Source organism: Cupriavidus nantongensis, assembly GCF_041726985.1.
In the GTDB taxonomy this organism is placed as follows: Bacteria; Pseudomonadota; Gammaproteobacteria; order Burkholderiales; family Burkholderiaceae; genus Cupriavidus; species Cupriavidus nantongensis_A.
The window spans coordinates 3,447,016-3,463,772 of the sequence record NZ_CP168303.1 but is presented as its reverse complement, the minus strand read 5'-3'; the positions used below and the strand labels follow the sequence as shown (position 1 = coordinate 3,463,772).

The 16,757-nt window shown below is 67.2% G+C and carries 11 protein-coding genes; 5 read left to right on the top strand and 6 right to left on the bottom strand.

Annotation, left to right across the window (positions count from 1 at the left end; genetic code table 11):
• Window positions 1-10: 10 nt before the first annotated feature.
• Window positions 11-2,302 carry a TonB-dependent hemoglobin/transferrin/lactoferrin family receptor gene (locus ACEI37_RS27290; RefSeq protein WP_373378879.1) on the bottom strand — a complete coding sequence of 764 codons (2,292 nt, stop codon included), beginning with the start codon at window positions 2,300-2,302 and terminating at the stop codon, window positions 11-13.
• Between the two features lie 257 nt (window positions 2,303-2,559).
• Between ACEI37_RS27290 and ACEI37_RS27285 the strand changes: the two genes are divergently transcribed.
• Window positions 2,560-2,937, top strand: a complete 378-nt coding sequence (locus ACEI37_RS27285) for a helix-turn-helix domain-containing protein (protein WP_373378878.1) — start codon at window positions 2,560-2,562, stop codon at window positions 2,935-2,937.
• A gap of 156 nt (window positions 2,938-3,093) precedes the next feature.
• Here the strand turns inward: ACEI37_RS27285 and ACEI37_RS27280 are convergent, their stop codons facing one another.
• From ACEI37_RS27280 to ACEI37_RS27265, 4 genes are all read right to left on the bottom strand, one after another.
• Complete coding sequence (locus ACEI37_RS27280) at window positions 3,094-6,291, bottom strand: efflux RND transporter permease subunit (RefSeq protein ID WP_373378877.1); 3,198 nt, start codon at window positions 6,289-6,291, stop codon at window positions 3,094-3,096.
• A 3-nt stretch (window positions 6,292-6,294) separates the two neighbouring features.
• Window positions 6,295-7,530 (bottom strand): efflux RND transporter periplasmic adaptor subunit, encoded by a 1,236-nt coding sequence (locus ACEI37_RS27275; RefSeq protein ID WP_373378876.1) that lies wholly within the window; start codon window positions 7,528-7,530, stop codon window positions 6,295-6,297.
• 261 nt (window positions 7,531-7,791) lie between these two features.
• Window positions 7,792-8,430 (bottom strand): MOSC domain-containing protein, encoded by a 639-nt coding sequence (locus tag ACEI37_RS27270; RefSeq protein WP_018004991.1) that lies wholly within the window; start codon window positions 8,428-8,430, stop codon window positions 7,792-7,794.
• A gap of 152 nt (window positions 8,431-8,582) precedes the next feature.
• Complete coding sequence (locus ACEI37_RS27265; protein ID WP_373378875.1) at window positions 8,583-9,755, bottom strand: MFS transporter; 1,173 nt, start codon at window positions 9,753-9,755, stop codon at window positions 8,583-8,585.
• A 228-nt stretch (window positions 9,756-9,983) separates the two neighbouring features.
• Here ACEI37_RS27265 and ACEI37_RS27260 point away from each other — a divergent pair, with 228 nt between their 5' ends.
• From ACEI37_RS27260 to ACEI37_RS27250, 3 genes are read left to right on the top strand one after another with little or no spacing between them, the layout of a single operon-like run.
• A complete protein-coding gene (locus ACEI37_RS27260) occupies window positions 9,984-11,000 on the top strand; it encodes a glycosyltransferase (protein WP_373380326.1) in 1,017 nt (338 codons plus the stop codon).
• Window positions 10,997-11,389, top strand: coding sequence for a GtrA family protein (locus tag ACEI37_RS27255; protein WP_373378874.1), 393 nt, complete (start codon window positions 10,997-10,999; stop codon window positions 11,387-11,389). The genes ACEI37_RS27260 and ACEI37_RS27255 overlap by 4 nt, the downstream gene beginning before the upstream one ends.
• On the top strand, window positions 11,386-13,323 hold the full coding sequence (locus ACEI37_RS27250; protein ID WP_373378873.1) for a hypothetical protein: 1,938 nt from the start codon (window positions 11,386-11,388) through the stop codon (window positions 13,321-13,323). Before ACEI37_RS27255 ends, ACEI37_RS27250 begins: the two co-directional genes overlap by 4 nt.
• Before the next feature lie 4 nt (window positions 13,324-13,327).
• On the opposite strand, the gene ACEI37_RS27245 is transcribed toward ACEI37_RS27250, so the two are convergent.
• Window positions 13,328-14,353: a D-2-hydroxyacid dehydrogenase family protein gene (locus ACEI37_RS27245; RefSeq protein WP_373378872.1), complete on the bottom strand. Its 1,026-nt coding sequence runs from the start codon at window positions 14,351-14,353 to the stop codon at window positions 13,328-13,330.
• Window positions 14,354-14,888: 535 nt separating this feature from the next.
• Here ACEI37_RS27245 and ACEI37_RS27240 point away from each other — a divergent pair.
• Complete coding sequence (locus ACEI37_RS27240; protein ID WP_373378871.1) at window positions 14,889-16,745, top strand: phosphoenolpyruvate carboxykinase (GTP); 1,857 nt, start codon at window positions 14,889-14,891, stop codon at window positions 16,743-16,745.
• Window positions 16,746-16,757: the final 12 nt, after the last annotated feature.

Genomic DNA, 16,757 nt, shown 5'->3' with positions numbered 1-16,757 from the left:
TTGCTGCCGCTCAGAACGACAGCTTCAGGCTGGCGGCGAAGGTGCGGCCCGGCTGCGTGTAGAAATCCACGCCGGGCTCGGTCGCCGAGACGCCGGTCTGGCGCACGTCGCCCCACAGCCAGTACTTCTTGTCGAACAGGTTGTTGACCGACAGCGCCAGGCTGACATGGCGATTGAAGCGCCACCACGCCTGCAGGTCGACCACGCCGTAGCCGGCGGGCTTGAAGTAGGTGAACGACGAATCGTCGGTCCGCGTCACCGGCCGCGCGCCGCGCCAGCGGATCGCGGCGCCTTGTCCTTGCACACGCTCCCACGTCAGCCCGGCGCTGGCGCGCAGCGGCGACACGCTGTTCAGCGGCTGGCCGGTCTGCTCGTTGTTGCCATGCGCGTACGCCACCGCGCCATCGACGCGCCATTGCGGCAGGAAACGCCACGCGCCGCGCCACTCGGCGCCGTAGATGCGCACGCTGGTCTGGTTGCGATACTGGTAGGTCGCGCGCAGGCCGGGCAGGCAGGCGGGGTCCGACGGGCAGGTGAGCTGCACCTGTTCGATGAAGTCGCGGTAGCGGTTATCGAACAGCGCCACGCTGGTCTGCACGTTGTCGCTGGTATAGCGCGCGCCGACCTCGAACGAGCGGCTCTTCTCCGGGTCCAGGTCGGCGTTAGGAGCGGCACCGTAGCCCTGCACCGGGTTGCGGAAGCTGCCGTTGACTTCCTGGTAGTTGGGCGCGCGGTAGCCGAACACGTATTGCGCCCACAGGTTGACACGATCGGTGGCCTGCCACAGCGCCGACAGCTTGGGCGACAGGTGCGAATCGCTCTTGCTCACCGCGGGGCGGCCGCCGGCATTGTTGTAGACCAGGTCATCGCCGTCGGGCGACAACGAGTAATGGTCGAAGCGCAGGCCGGGCGTCAGCGTGAAGCGGCCATCGAACAAGCGCATTTCATCCTGCGCGAACAGGCCGGTCTGGCGCGTCTCGCCGGTGGGGAAGTCGTGGATCGGGAAATTCTCGCCGGCCAGCGTCCTGGTGGTGGTGCCGGTGGTCAGGTTGCGCACCGTGCCGTCGCGCGATTCCGACGAGCGCACGCGCATGAAATCGACGCCGCCGATCAGCCGGTGTTCGACGCCGCCGGTGGCGAACGACTTGTCGCCCTGCAGGTTGAAGCCGGTCTGCTCCTGCTTGAAGGCAAAGCCCAGCGAGACGTTGCACAGGCTGGTGCCGCGCGTGGTGGCCGAGCAGCCGGTGCTGGTGTTGCTGCGTACCTGGCTGGTCAGCGTGGTGGTCTCGGACTCCTGGTAGTAGACCTGCGCGGTGAGGCGGTCCAGCACGCCGCCGGCCGGCTTCCACTCGTAGTCCAGGCTGACGCGGTCGCGGCTCAGGTCTTCATTGCCATTGGCGGCGGTGACACGCGGCAAGGCTGTGGACAGGCGCAGCAGGTCGGTGTCGGTGTTGCCGTCACGATGCTCGTAGGTGAACCTGAACTTGTGCGCAGGGCTGGCGTTGAGCAGGATCTTGCCAAGCCACGCCTGCGTGCGCACGTCCTGCGGGTTGGGCCGGGTGCGGTTGACTGAGTTGGAATCGTCGCTGCCCATGTTCTTCATCTCATGAGCGTTGCGGTTCGCGTACATGAACAGGCCCTGAAGGGTGTCGCTGCCGCCGGCCACGCCCGCGGTCTGGCCGAAGCCGTTGTCGATGCCATTCCAGTTCAGCCCCAGCTCGCCGCCGACCTTGCGACCCTGCATCAGGTCCGACGGATCCTTGGTCGCGTACGCCACCACGCCGCCGATCGCGTCCGACCCATACAGGCTCGACGCCGGCCCGCGCAGCACTTCGACCCGCTTCAGGAACGAGAACTCCGGCGCGTCGCGGGTCGAGCTGGAGATGTTCGACGGCCCGCCGCCGTTGAAGAAATCCGGCAGCCGCACGCCGTCGACCATCTGCAGCACGCGGTTGTCCTCGATGCCGCGGATATTGATGCTGCCGGCACCGAAGCGGCGGCGGTCGCGCGGCACGTCGATGTCCGGCTCGTCGGCGAACAGGCCGGCTTCGTCGACCGGCTGCGCGCGCTCGACCTGCCGCACATCGCGCGTGGTGATGGTCGACGCCACCGCATCGGCGCGCTCTTCGGTGCGGGTAGCGGTGACTACCACCTCGTTCAGCGCGGCCAGTGTGGTGGTGCCAGCGCCGTCCGCGGCGAAGGCTGGCGAGCCCAGCGCCGCGCACACGGCGGCAATAGGCGTGACCCGAACAGGCGTGACCCGGACAGAGGCGCACAGGCGCGCCAGACAGCGACGTTTCATGGATTCTCCCCAGAAGAAAACGAACGCTGGCTGGCGGAAATCCGTAACGGGTGGCTGGCTCGCGTGCAGGCGCTGCCCGGCTGGCTAGGCCGCGGGTGACGCCGTTTTAGTTAACGAGAATTATTATCATTTACACGAGATAGGTAAATGATTTAGCTGAAGGGACGTGGCGCGCCTGCCACATGTATGCAATGTTGGCTACTCATGGCTGCAAACTTTGTTTGCCATCCTGTTTGCTAATACACGAGATACTGCTGATGCTGAACATCCAGTTCATTGAACGCGACGGCCGCCGCGAATACGCAGTAGTTCCCATCGAAGTATGGGAGCGCGTCAAGCATCTCATCGAGGATGCCGGCGATGTCGCCCTGTTCGACGCGGCCAAGGCCGGCGACGATGGCTTCCGCGTGCCGGCGGCGGTGGTCGACGCCGAACTGGCCGGCGATCATCCGGTCAAGGCGTGGCGCAACTATCGCCGGCTGACGCAGGATGCCCTTGCCCGGGCCGCAGGCATTAGCAAGCCGTATCTCAGCCAGATCGAAAACCGCTCGCGCGCTGGCAGTGCCGAAGCGCTGCGCCGGCTGGCGCAAGCCCTGGACGTACCCGGCGACATTCTCATGGAGGCGGGCGCATAGCTGTAATGCCGTTCAGTGAACCACCGTCGTTCCCGCGCCAGGCGGGAACCCAGTGACTTTAAAAGACGCTGGATTCCCGCCTGCGCGGGAATGACGGTAATGTTTGATACCTTCTGAACGGCATTGGGCGCATAGCTGGTTTTCCACCGATCGTCCTCAGTGCTGCTGCACCGCCTCCCCGGTCACCTTGTCAGGCAGCCGGTTGCCGTCCGCATCGATCTGCAGCGGCCCGGTGCCGGAGAACCGGTCCAGTGCCAGGTAGATCACCGGCGTGATGAACAGCGTGATCACCTGCGAGAACAGCAGCCCGCCCACCACCGCCAGGCCCAGCGGCTGGCGCAGTTCGGCGCCGGCGCCCAGGCCCAGTGCCAGCGGCAGCGCGCCCATCACCGCGGCGAAGGTGGTCATCATGATCGGCCGGAAGCGCAGCAGGCAGGCCTGCCGGATCGCCCTGGCCGGGGTCATGCCCTGCTCGCGCTGCGCCGCCAGCGCGAAGTCGATCATCATGATCGCGTTCTTCTTGACGATGCCGATCAGCATCAGCACGCCGATCACTGCGATCAGCGACAGTTCGACGTTGAAGATAAACAGCGTCAGCAACGCCCCCACCGCCGCCGACGGCAGGCCCGCCAGGATGGTCAGCGGGTGGATGTAGCTTTCGTACAGTACGCCCAGCAGTGTGTAGATCACCGCGATCGCCGCCACCAGCAGCACGATCTGCGTCGCCTGCGACGACTGGAACACCGCCGCGTCGCCGCCCCAGCTGGTGAAGATCGAGGTCGGCATCGCGATCTCCTGCTTGTAGCGGTCGATGCGCGCGGAAGCATCGCCCAGCGCCGCGCCGGGGGCCAGGTTGAACGACACCGTCACCGACGGCAGCTGCCCCTGGTGGTTGACCGCGATCGGCCCGACCCGGCGCTCGGTGGTGGCGAAGGCCGACACCGGCACCATCTGCCCGGTCTTGCTGCGCACGTAGAGCTTGGAGAACGCGCTTTCATCGGTGCGGTCGACATCGGCCGCCTGCAGGATCACGTAGTAGTTGTCGATCGGCGTGTAGATGGTCGACACCTGCCGCTCGCCAAAGGCCGAGTACAGCGCGGTGCGCACGTCCTGCATCTGCACGCCCAGCGCATTGGCCTTGTCGCGGTCGATGGTCAGGTGCGCCTCGAGGCCGGACTGCTGCGAGTCGCTGGTGACGTCGCGGAACAGGCTGTCGGCGTGCATCTTCGCCATCAGCTGGTCGGAGACGTCCTGCAGCTGCCCGGCCTTCACGCTCTGCAGCGTGTACTGGTAGCGGCTCTTGCTCTGGCGCCCGCCCAGCTGCAGGTTCTGCACCGGCGCGAAATACACCGCCAGGCCCGGCACGCCGGACACATCGCGCCGCAATGACTCGATCACCTTCGGCATCGCGTCGCGCTCGCCGCGCGGCTTCAGTTCGACGAACATGCGCCCGGTATTGATGGCCGGCGACGGACCGCCGCCGATGGCCACCACGATGCTCTTGACCGCCGGGTTGGCGCGCATGCGCTCGGCCGCGTCGCGCAGGCGCTCGGACATGGCGTCGAACGAAATATCCTGCGGCCCTTCGGCGTTGACGCGGATCTGGCCGATATCCTCTTCAGGGAAGAAGCCCTTGGGAATGGCGACGAACAGCACCGCGGTCAGCACGAAGGTCAGGCCCGCCGCCACCAGCACGGTGCGCCGGTGCGCCAGGCACCAGTCCAGCCCGCGCGCATAGCGGTGCAGCGTGAACTCGAACAGGTTCTCGAACCACTGCGTGGAACGCATGCCCAGGGTTGGCTTCTGCGCCACGGCTGGCTGCGCCACCGGGTGGTCGCCATACGCGTGGTGCGATTCGTCCACCGGCACGTTCTCGGCGGACAGGAAGCGCGCGCACAGCATCGGGATCAGCGTCAACGACACCAGCGCCGACACCAGGATCGACAGCGACACCACCGCGGCGAATTCGTGGAACAGCAGCCCGATCACGCCCGGCATGAAGAAGATCGGGATGAACACCGCCACCAGCGAGATCGAGATCGACAGGATGGTGAAGCCCATCTCGCGCGAGCCCACCAGCGCAGCCTTCAGCGGCGCCACGCCGTTCTCGATATGGCGCACGATGTTCTCGAGCATGACGATGGCATCGTCCACCACCAGCCCCACCGCCAGCGTGATCGCCAGCAGCGAGACGTTGTCCAGGCTGTAGCCAAACGCCTTCATCAGCGCCACCGTGCCGATCAGCGAGATCGGCAGCGACACGGTCGGAATCAGCGTGGCCGCGGCGCGGCGCAGGAACAGGAAGATCACCATCACCACCAGCGCCACCGTCAGCGCCAGCGTGAACTGCACGTCGTGAATCGATTCGCGGATCGAGCGCGAGCGGTCGTTGACCACCGACACGTTGATCGAGCCCGGCATCTGCTGGATCAGGCGGGGCAGGGCGGCATGGATCGCGTCGACCACGGCCACGGTGTTGGCGTCGGGCTGCCGCAGCACGGCCAGCACGATCGAGCGCTCGTTGTTGAGCCAGCTGCCGGTCTTGATGGTCTCGACGCTGTCCTCGACCTCGGCCACGTCGGACAAGCGCACCAGCGCGCCGTTGGGCTGGCTGGCGACGATGATATTGCGGAAGGCGTCGGCGCTGGTCAGTTGCCGGTTGGCCTGGATCGTCAGGGTCTGGCGCGCGCTGTCGAGCGTGCCCACCGGCGTATTGGCATTGGCGCGGTTCAGCGCGGTGGCCAGCTCGTCCAGCGTCAGCCCGCGCGCGGCCAGCGCATCGGGGTGGGCGCGCACGCGCACGGCAAAGCGCTTCTGCCCGAAGATCTGCACCTGCGCCACGCCCGGCAGCGTCGCCAGCGTCGGCGAGATCAGGTTGTCGCCGAAGGCATTCAGGTCGGCCAGGCTCATCGCCGGCGAGTTGATCGCCAGCAGCAGCACCGGCGCGTCGGCCGGGTTGACCTTGCGGTATGACGGCGGCGTCGTCATCTCGATCGGCAGCGAGCGCTGCGCGCGGAACAGCGCCGCCTGCACGTCGACGGCCGCATCGTCGATATCGCGGTCGCTGTTGAACTCGATGGTGATGCTGGAGTTGCCGAGCGTGTTCGACGAGCTGATCACCGACACGCCCGGAATCGTCGCGAACTGCTTCTCCAGCTGCGTGGCCACTGACGCGGCCATGGTCTCGGGGCTGGCGCCGGGCAGCGTCGCGGTGACCTGGATCACCGGCGAGTTGAAGCTGGGCAGCGCCGCAATGGGAATGGTCGGATACAGCACGATGCCGGTGACCACCACGGCCAGGCACAGCAGCACCGTCATCACCGGACGGCGGATGCAGAGTTCCGAGAGCGTCATGGCTCAGTGCCCCGCGCTGGCAGGGCGGGCGGCAGCGGCACCTGAAGCGCCGCGCGCCGCCGCCTCGCGCACCAGCGCGCCGGGGCGCAGGCTCTGCGTGCCTTCCACCACCACCCGGGCGCCGGGCTGCACGCCCTCGACCACGGCCGCGGCGGCGGTGGTGGTCATCACCCGCACCGGCACGCGCGCGACCTTGCTGTCGGGCTGCACCACATAGACGAAACGGCCCTCCGGCCCGGTCACCACCGCCTGCGGCGGCACCGACAGCGCATCCTTCAGCGTCTGCACCACGGCGCTGACGGTGGCATAGGTGCCCGGCCACAGCCGCTGTTCTTCATTGTCGAACTGCGCCTTGACGCGGATGGTGCCGTACTGCGGATCGACCGTGTTATCCACAAAGCTGATGCGGCCGGTCACCGGCGCCGGGTTGCCGTCGTTGGGCTGCGCGGTGACCTGCACCGGGCCAGCGCGCAGCGCCTCGCGCAGGGCCGCGAGCTGGCGTTCGGGCAGGCTGAAGGTGACCGCGATCGGCTGCACCTGGGCGATGGTGACCATCGGCTGGCCGCTGTTGGGCAGCACCAGCGAGCCGGGGAAGGCGTTGATCACGCCGGTGCGCCCACTGATGGTGGCGCGGATGGCGCCATAGCTGACCGCCACGCGGCTGGCCTCGATCGCGGCCTGGTCGGCGCGCACGGTGGCGGCGAAGCCATCGACTTTGGCCTGAGCGGTATCGACCGCGCTCTTCGAGATGAAATTGCGCTGCAGCAGCTCCTGGCTGCGCGCCAGCGTGCGGCGGGCATCGGCCAGGTCGGCCTGGTCGCGCAGCAGCTGCGCCTGGGCCTTGGCCAGGTTCGCCTCGTCCATGCGGGTATCGAGCGAGAACAGCAGGTCGCCGGGCTTGACGGTCTGGCCTTCCTTGATATGGACGGTGCGCACGGTGCTGGACACCTGCGGCCGCACCTCCACCGTGGACAGCGCCGTGACATTGCCGTTGGCCGAGACCTGCAGCGGCACGTCGCCCTGCTGCACCGGCGCGGTCGACACCACCGCCGCCGCGGGCGGCTTGGGCGCTGGCTTCGGCGCCAGCCACGTGCGCCACGCGAACCAGCCCAGGCCGGCGATGGCCAGCACGATCACCACCGTCAGCCACGGCGACACGCGGCCACGCCCGGTCCCGGCGGCCGCCCTCCAGTTGCTGTCGACGAAGCCCTTGGGCTGGTCGATCCTGTCAGATTTCATGTTGTGTGGACCCTCTGCCCCGCGTCTTCAGCGCCACTCCCCGTGTACCGCCCGGCATGTTGTACGCAGATGTTGCCGGTGCGTGTCGCGCAAAGACTCTACTAGTACCGCGCTTCGCCCGCCGGAGCCAGCGCCGCGTATTACAGTCCGTTACAGGGGTGCAAGGGTCTGGTAATGCCCGGCGCCGGCAAACGCCGCCCGGGCCACAGGGGAGGCCGGTGATGTGTTTAGCGGGGCGCTTGTATGGTTAGACAAACATTATCAGAAAAGCTGCCGCCGGCCATCGCGGCGCCACTGATTTACGCTGTCGACCGACAATTCCCGTGGTCCGGCCTGCACAATCACGGCATCGCCGGCGCGCACTTCGCCCTTCAGCACCACGCTGAGATAGACCCCGGAGTAGCCGCTCTGCACCATGTCGCGCACCGCGTGGCGGTAGCCCAGCGCGGCGTTGAACTTGTAGCAGGGCTGGCGCGGAGCCTCCACGCGCAGCAGGGCGGTGCCGACCCGCACCAGGTCGCCGATCCATAGCGCGGACTCCAGCAAACCCTCCAGCGTCAGGTTTTCCCCCATCGCGCCGTAGGGCAGCGGCGGCCCGGAGTCAGGCTGGGCGCAGGCGCGGCGGCGGGCATTCCACCAGGCGTAGTGCTCCGAGGGGTAGGCGTAGACCGCCTTGTCGAGCCCGCCGTGCACAGTCAGGTCGCCCTGCTCGTCGCCGGCCAAGCCCAGTTGCTGCACCTGGACCCGCAGCGGATGCAGCAGCGTACTGACCGGATGCTTGCGAATGCCCGACAGCACCACCGCCTCGGTGCCCGCACCCGCCACCACCAGCGGGATGGCCTTGCCCAGGCTGACCGCCAGCACGCGTGCAAGGCCCGGCCAAGGTCTCGAATCGCTCACGTGCGCCCCCGCTTCGTGGTTGTGGAAAGGGATGTGGATAAGCTGCGGATATCCCTGAGGATAACGGGGCGGATAAGGCTGTGGACAAGTGCTTGGTGCGGTTCCTCACAAGGCGCCGCCGGGGCGATCGCGGCGCGTGTTTCAGACCGGAATCAGAGCTGCCGGGCCGCTTGCGCAGGCTGCCAGCGGCAGCCTAGCAGGCGCGCGCGCTGCGACACCGCCAGCGCCGCCAGCATCAGCGCCGCCGCGCCCCAGTGCAGGGTATCGGGACCCGCCAGGGTATAGATCGCCGCGCCGGCCATGGCGCCGGCGGCCTGGCCAAGGTAGATCGAAGAGGAATTCAGCGAGATCGACACCGAGGCCCGCTCCGGCGCCAGCAGCACCAGCCGCGCCTGCTGGGCGCTGTTGGTGGCAAACCCGCCCACGCCCCACAGCATGAACAGCGCAACCAGCGCCACGCTGCCCAGCCCGGCCAGCGGCCACAACACCATCGCCGTGATCGACGTCAGCAAGGTCACCTGCACGATCCGGCTGGGCGTGACCCGGTCCATGCGCGACGCCGCCATGGCGTTGCCGAACACGCCGCAGGCACCGTAGGCGAGGAACATCAGGCTGAGCGCGCCGCCGCTGATGCCATAGACGTCGCGCATCAGCGGCGCGATATACGTAAACAGCGTGAACATGCCCGCCGACGAGATCATGGTAGTCAGCACCACCAGCATCACCGGCTTGTGGCGCAGCACCGCGCCCCAGGCCTCGCGCCCGGCCGGCGGCACCATCAGCCCGCGCGGCAGCGCGCGCCACACCGCCGCCGCCACCAGCAGCGCCATCATCCCCACCAGCGCCATGCTGACGCGCCAGCCCAGCGTGCTGGAAATCCACGTCCCCAGCGGCACGCCCACCACGCTGGCGATGCTCCAGCCCAGGAACACAAAGCTGATGGCGCGCCCACGGGTCTGCGCATTGACCAGCAGCGGCAGCGTGGCCGCGGTCTGCGGCGTATAGATGGCCGCCCCGATCGCAGTCAGGAAGCGGATCGCCATCAGCGCCGCAAAACTCGGCGCCAGCGCCGCGGCCACGTGCATCACCCCATAGACCAGCAGCGAACCCGCCAGCAGCAGCCGGCGATCGATGCGCGATCCCAGCGTGGCGAACAGCGGCGCGCCCACGCAGGTGGCCAGCGCGAACACCGAAATCAGCTGGCCGGCACTGGCCGCGCCCAGCCCGAAGTCGCCCGCAATGTCGTTCAACATGCCGGTCACGATCATCGCACCGGTGCCGATGACGAAATTGCCGACGCAGAGCGTCACGAGCCTGGGGTCCATGCCGGCCAAGGAAGAGGAGTAGAGCGATTGGGGGAGTCGTCTGCGACCCGGCGTATACCTTTCAGGCCAGGCGCGGCGCCCAGTGTAGCGGTTTTGTCCGATTCGGGTTGGCGGCCGGCCAGCTTGCCGGGCAAATGCCTGCGCACGGGCGCTGACTTGCTCCATTTCATGCCAGTAAGGTAGCCTATCGGGCTCCCTTTGACCGGATCGCCGGTTCCATTGCCTGATATGTCCGAAAATCGCCAGCCCACGGTGGCTGTCATCGTTCCCTGCTACAACGAAGCCGCGACCATTGCCGATGTCGTGCTGGCATTCCGTAGCCATTTGCCTGGCGCGACTGTATACGTATTCGATAACAACTCGGTGGATGCGACGGCCGCACGCGCGCGCGCTGCCGGCGCCGTGGTGCGGGCCGTGCCGCTGCAGGGCAAGGGCAACGTCGTGCGCCGGATGTTCGCCGACGTCGAGGCGGACATCTACGTGATGGTCGACGGAGACGGCACCTACGATGCCAGCGCCGCGCCGGCCCTGGTACGCCGGCTCTGCGAGGAAGGCCTCGACATGCTGGTGGGCGCGCGCGTCAGCGAAGAGCAGGCCGCCTACCGCTTTGGGCACCGCTTTGGCAACGTGCTGCTGACCAGCTTTGCCGCTGCCCTGTTTGGCCGCACCTTCACCGATATGCTGTCCGGCTACCGCGTGTTTTCGCGGCGGTACGCCAAATCCTTTCCCGCGCACTCGTCCGGGTTCGAAATCGAAACCGAACTTGCGGTGCACGCGCTGGAGCAGCGCATGCCTGTGGGAGAACAGCAAACAACGTATCTTTCGCGACCCACCGGTTCGGAGAGCAAGCTGAACACGTACCGGGACGGCTGGCGCATCCTGATGACGATCCTGAAGCTGTTCAAGTCGGAAAAGCCACTGGCGTTCTTTTCCAGCGGCTTCTTCGCCTGTTCCCTGCTGTCGCTGCTGCTGGCGTTCCCGCTGTTGACGACCTACCTCGACACCGGCCTGGTGCCGCGCCTGCCGACAGCGCTGCTGTGTGTGGCGCTGGCCCTGCTCGGGATGATCCTGCTGACCTGCGGCATCGTGCTCGATACCGTCACGCAGGGGCGGCTGGAAATGAAGCGCCTGGCCTATCTGCGCGAGCCGGCACCACCGCCGTCCTGGAACGAACCCGCGGACCGTGCGGCGCTGTCGCGCGCCAGCATGACCGCGGCGCCAGCCGGCGCTGCCGTGCACTCGTGATCCGCCGGCAACTGATAGGGTTTCTGATCGCCGGCGCCATCGGTTTCGGCGTCGACGCCGGTGTCCTGTATGCCAGCCTCGCGCTTGGCGCCGGCTACTACACCGGCCGCCTGCTGTCCTTCCTTGCCGCCGCCTTTGTCACCTGGCGCATCAACCGGCGTTTCACCTTTCCCACGCGGAATGCCGAGCCGCCGTGGCGAGAGTGGCTGCGCTACCTGTCGGCCATGTCCGCCGGCGGTGCCATCAACTTGCTGGTCTACAGCATCGCCGTCAACCACCTGGCGCCAGCGCCCTGGCGCCCGTTGCTGGCGGTGGCGCTGGGCACCGGGTGCGGGCTGGTGTTCAACTTCCTGTCTGCCAAGCTGTGGGTGTTCCGTCACCGCCCGTGAGCGCGCGCACCGCCGCCGGCAGACCAATATCCTTGCCAATGCGTTTGCTTGCTGCCACCTTGCCCCGCCTTGCCGCCCTGGTCGCCAGGCTGAGCGCACCCAACGCCCCGAAGTGGGCGTGCCTGCTGGTACCGTTCGGATTCGGCCTCTATGCCCTGAAACTAGGCCAGGACCGGAACTGGGACCTGCTGAATTACCACCTGTACAACCCCTACGCGCTGCTCAGCGGCCGGGTCGGGCTCGATCTGGCGCCCGCCCAGCTGCAAAGCTATTTCAATCCGCTGCTGGACGTGCCGTACTTCCTGATGACGAAGTACTGGCCGGCGCCGCTGGCGGGGTTCGCCATGGGCATGCTGCACGGTGCAGCCTTTGTGCTGGTGTACGGGATCGCCTCGGCATTGCTGGTCTCGGCGCAGCAGGATTTTGCCCAGCAAGCGCGGCAGCGGCTGACCGCCATGCTGCTGGCCTTGGCCGGCTGCCTGGGCCCGGCGTATCTTTCCGAGGTCGGCAACACTATGGGCGACAACGCGACGGCGTTGTTCGTGCTGGCGGGATTCCTGGTACTGGTGCGCAAGCGCGATGCGCTGGCCGGGCCAGGACGCGCTGGCTGGCTCTATGCGGCGGCAGCGGGCATGCTGGTGGGCGCGGCTGCGGGTCTCAAGCTGACCAATGCGCTGTATGCGGTCGCGATGTGCCTGGCTTGCCTGTTCCTGGCGCGACACTGGCTGCGGCGGTTGAGCCTGGCGTGGTGGTTCGGCGTGGGCGTGCTGGCCGGCATCGCGGTGACTTCCGGGTATTGGTTCGCCATGCTCTGGGAAACGTTCCGCAACCCGCTGTTTCCGCAATTCAACGGTTTGTTCGGCAACCCGCTGGCGGCACCGATCAGCGTTGCCGATACCCGCTGGCTGCCCCGCAGTGTGTCGGAAGCATTGCTCTTTCCCTTCGTCATGGTACTGAAGGCCCAGCGCGTCGGCGAGCTGCCGACCCGGCCCTTTGTCTGGCCCGTGCTCTATCTGCTGGCGGGGGCATGGCTGGTTCAGCGGGCGTGCCGCGCTGCCGGCGCTGGGTCGCGACAGGCGGCCTCCGGCCGGTCACCGTTTCCGCCAGCGGCGGGCGCCTTGCTGATCTTCCTGGCAGCCAGTTACGTGGTTTGGCTTGGCCTGTTCAGCATCTACCGATACTGCGTGGCGATGGAACTGCTCGCGCCATTGGCGGCATGGATCGTGATGCAGCAACTGCTACCGCCGAAGTCAGCCGGACGCGCCGGCGCGATCGTGCTGCTGGTCGCGACGCTCGCCAGCGTGGCGACATCGCACACCTGGGAACATGCGTCCTGGGCACGGCAGGCTTTTCGTGTCACGCTGCCCGCCACGCCGCTCGATGCCGGTACCAGCGTGTTTTTCGTTGGCGGCAGGGTACCGCAGGCCTGGATGGCACCGTATTTCCCCCCGACCGTAGCATTCGGTGCGCTCAGCTCTAACTTTCCCGAGGGCCAGGGCTTCCAGGCCAGCCTCGACCGGATGCTTGCCGGACGCGGCGGCGCCGCCTATGCCGTGATACCGGCGATGGTGAACCCGCGCGAGCGCATGGTGGCGCGCTGGAACACCATGCTGGCCGGCACCGGCATGCGTGCGGGGACATCCTGGTGCTCGACCCTGGAGTCGATTGCACAGAAGGTGCGCCTGCGGGCACGCGTCGCACAGGAGCTTGTGGCCGGCCAGCCTTGCACGCTCGAATTGCTGCCACGGGACAGGCGCGACCTCGCCGCGGAAAACCTTGCCGAAGCGAGAACCCACGCCGCGAACCTGGTGCGCTACGGCCTGACGCTCGAGCCTGGCGCGTGCCGGACCTACGAAGCCTTCATCGGCGACCAGCCCGTGCCGTACCAGTTTTGCCCGTTGTCGGCACCGAACGCGCACCGAACCGCGGACTGAACCTTCAGCGCGTCAGCACGGGCGCCAGCGCCTTCGGGTTGACGATGCAGTCATGCTTGCCGTCCAGCACGTCCAGGATGTTCTGGAATGCTGTGCGGAAATACAGCTCGTAGCTGTCGCGTTCCACGTAGCCCAGGTGCGGCGTGCAGATGCAGTTTTCCATGCGCAGCAGGGCGTGGCCCTGCAGGATCGGCTCGGACTCGAAGACGTCGATCGCCGCCATGCCCGGACGGCCGCGGTTCAGCGCGGTGACCAGGGCGTTCTCTTCCAGCAGTTCGGCGCGGCTGGTGTTGACGAACAGCGCGGTCGGCTTCATCGCGGTCAGGTCGGCCTGCTTGACGATGCCGCGGGTGTCGTCGTTCAGCCGCAGGTGCAGCGACAGCACATCGCTGTCGGCGAACAGTTGTTCCTTGGATGTCGCCACGTCCAGGCCATCGGCGCGCGCGGCTTGCTGTGACGCCTCGCGGCCCCAGACCAGCACCTTCATGCCGAAGGCGCGGCCGTAGCCGGCCAGCAGCCGGCCGATCTTGCCATAGCCCCAGATCCCCAGGGTCTGGCCGCGCAGCACCTGGCCCAGGCCGAAATTGGGCGGCATCGTGGTCGATTTCAGCCCCGACTGCTGCCACGCGCCGTGCTTCAGGCTGGCCACGTACTGCGGAATGCGGCGCTGGGCGGCCATGATCAGGGCCCAGGTCAGCTCGGCCGGCGCCACCGGCGAGCCCACGCCTTCCAGCACCGCCACGCCGCGGTCAGTGGCGGCATCCAGGTCGATGTGGCTGCCGGGCCCCGCGCCGACCCGGCCGGTCTGGCTGATCAGCTTCAGCTTTGGCAGTTTTTCCAGCAGTTGGCGCGTGATGCGGGTGCGTTCGCGGATCAGCACCACAGCTTCCACGTCCGACAGGCGCGCCGCGAGCTGGCCCACGCCCTTGACGGTGTTGTTGAACACCTTGACGTCGTGCCCCTCCAGCAGGCTGAAGCAAGGCAGCTTGCGCACGGCATCCTGGTAATCGTCGAGTACGGCAATCTTCATCGGCAACCCTGGTTATCTTCGGGACGTTGTGCCAGTTGGTGCGCGCGCCCACCGAGGCGCGCGCCGGCCAACAGTATTGTTGTGAAACGTTTGCGAACCTGCACCGGCGCGCCGCGACCCTGGTGCCGCGCGGTCAAATACCGCGCCGGCCGACGCCGGCAATTGTTGCGAAGCAAAAAACAGGGGGGTGCGCCAGTGGTATCCTTGCCCGCTCCGGTGCCGCCGCGGGTTGTCGGTCGAGCGTTGCTCCCGTCACGCGGCTGCCACGGACAAAGCCCGGCCGGCATTTGCAGGCCGCTCTGCGCGGGCGAAGCGCCACTGTAGCGCAGCCGCCGTGACCGCCGCGACCTTTTGCGCAAACCGGGCCGCCGCGGAGTTGTAACGGGATGTGACGCTACCGATGCGTCCCCCTGCGGGAATACTGCAGGAACGCGGCGGCAGTGACGGTTCCGCCCCCGGCATGCATGACATGCGCCGGCCAGGCTTTGCAAGGATTCCTTCCCTTCCTTCCCTTTACAAACCTGGAGTTTGCAGTATGAACCACCCCACGATGCAAGGTACGGCAGCCGTCAATGCGCCGGCCTGGGTCAAGCACCCCAAGCTGATCGCCTGGGTCGCGGAAATCGCCGCGCTGACCAAGCCCGACAATATCTACTGGTGCGACGGCTCGCAGGAAGAATATGACCGCCTGTGCGAGCAGATGGTCGCCGCCGGCACCATGAAGCGGCTGAACCCGGCCAAGCGCAAGAACTCCTTCCTGGCCCTGTCGGACCCGTCGGACGTGGCCCGCGTCGAAGACCGTACCTTCATCTGTTCCGAGAAGCAGGAAGATGCCGGCCCGACCAACAACTGGACCCCGCCGGCCGAGATGCGCCAGACCCTGGCCGGCCTGTTCGACGGCTGCATGCGTGGCCGCACCCTGTATGTGGTGCCGTTCTCGATGGGGCCGCTGGGTTCGCCGATCGCCCATATCGGCGTGGAACTGTCGGATTCGCCGTACGTGGCCGTCAACATGCGCATCATGACCCGCATGGGCAAGGCCGTGTACGAGGTGCTGGGCACTGACGGCGCCTTCGTGCCGTGCGTGCACACCGTGGGCAAGCCGCTCGCCGCCGGCGAGCAAGACGTGGCGTGGCCGTGCAATCCGACCAAGTACATCGTCCATTTCCCGGAAACGCGCGAGATCTGGTCGTTCGGCTCGGGCTACGGCGGCAATGCGCTGCTGGGCAAGAAGTGCTTCGCGCTGCGGATCGCCTCGACCATGGGCCGCGACGAAGGCTGGCTCGCCGAACATATGCTGATCCTCGGCGTGACCTCGCCCGAGGGCAAGAAATACCATGTCGCCGCCGCCTTCCCGTCGGCCTGCGGCAAGACCAACTTCGCCATGCTGATCCCGCCCAAGGGCTTCGAGGGCTGGAAGGTGACCACCATCGGCGACGACATCGCCTGGATCAAGCCGGGCCAGGACGGCCGCCTGTACGCGATCAACCCGGAAGCCGGCTACTTCGGCGTGGCGCCGGGCACCAGCGAGAAGACCAACTACAACGCGATGGCGACGCTCAAGGAAAACGTCATCTTCACCAACGTGGCGCTGACCGACGACGGCGACGTGTGGTGGGAAGGCATGACCAAGGAAGCGCCCGCGCACCTGATCGACTGGCAGGGCAAGGAATGGACTCCGGAGATTGCCAAGGCCACCGGCGCTAAGGCCGCGCACCCGAACGCACGTTTCACCGCGCCCGCGTCGCAGTGCCCGTCGATCGACGACAACTGGGACAACCCGGCCGGCGTACCCATCGATGCGTTCATCTTCGGCGGCCGCCGCTCGACCACTGTGCCGCTGGTGACCGAGGCGCGCAACTGGACCGAAGGCGTCTACATGGCCGCCACCATGGGCTCGGAAACCACCGCCGCGGCGGCCGGCCAGCAGGGCGTGGTGCGCCGCGACCCGTTCGCCATGCTGCCGTTCTGCGGCTACAACATGAGCGACTACTTCGGCCACTGGCTCGAACTGGGCAACAAGCTCGAAGCCGCGGGCGCGAAGCTGCCGAAGATCTACTGCGTCAACTGGTTCCGCAAGGACGCGGATGGCAACTTCGTGTGGCCGGGCTTTGGCGAGAACATGCGCGTGCTGTCGTGGATGATCGACCGCGTGGAAGGCAAGGGGCAAGGCGCCGAGCACGTGTTCGGCACCTCGCCGCGCTACCAGGACCTGAACTGGAACGGCCTGGAATTCTCGCCGGCGCAGTTCGAGCAGGTCACCTCGATCGACCGCGATGCCTGGCAGAAGGAACTGGCGCTGCATGACGAGCTGTTCACGCAGCTGAAGCACCACCTGCCGCAGGCGCTGGCGCAAACGCGCGCCGCCCTCGGCAAGCGGCTGGACGGCTAAGCGCATAAGGCC

Bases quoted from the DNA above. Each gene is read 5' to 3' on its own strand.
- ACEI37_RS27240 (WP_373378871.1), top strand. From the start codon at position 14,889: ATGAACCACCCCACGATGCAAGGTACGGCAGCCGTCAATGCGCCGGCC.
- ACEI37_RS27290 (WP_373378879.1), bottom strand. From the start codon at position 2,302: ATGAAACGTCGCTGTCTGGCGCGCCTGTGCGCCTCTGTCCGGGTCACG.
- ACEI37_RS27260 (WP_373380326.1), top strand. From the start codon at position 9,984: ATGTCCGAAAATCGCCAGCCCACGGTGGCTGTCATCGTTCCCTGCTAC.
- ACEI37_RS27280 (WP_373378877.1), bottom strand. From the start codon at position 6,291: ATGACGCTCTCGGAACTCTGCATCCGCCGTCCGGTGATGACGGTGCTG.
- ACEI37_RS27245 (WP_373378872.1), bottom strand. From the start codon at position 14,353: ATGAAGATTGCCGTACTCGACGATTACCAGGATGCCGTGCGCAAGCTG.
- ACEI37_RS27265 (WP_373378875.1), bottom strand. From the start codon at position 9,755: ATGGACCCCAGGCTCGTGACGCTCTGCGTCGGCAATTTCGTCATCGGC.
- ACEI37_RS27275 (WP_373378876.1), bottom strand. From the start codon at position 7,530: ATGAAATCTGACAGGATCGACCAGCCCAAGGGCTTCGTCGACAGCAAC.
- ACEI37_RS27285 (WP_373378878.1), top strand. From the start codon at position 2,560: ATGCTGAACATCCAGTTCATTGAACGCGACGGCCGCCGCGAATACGCA.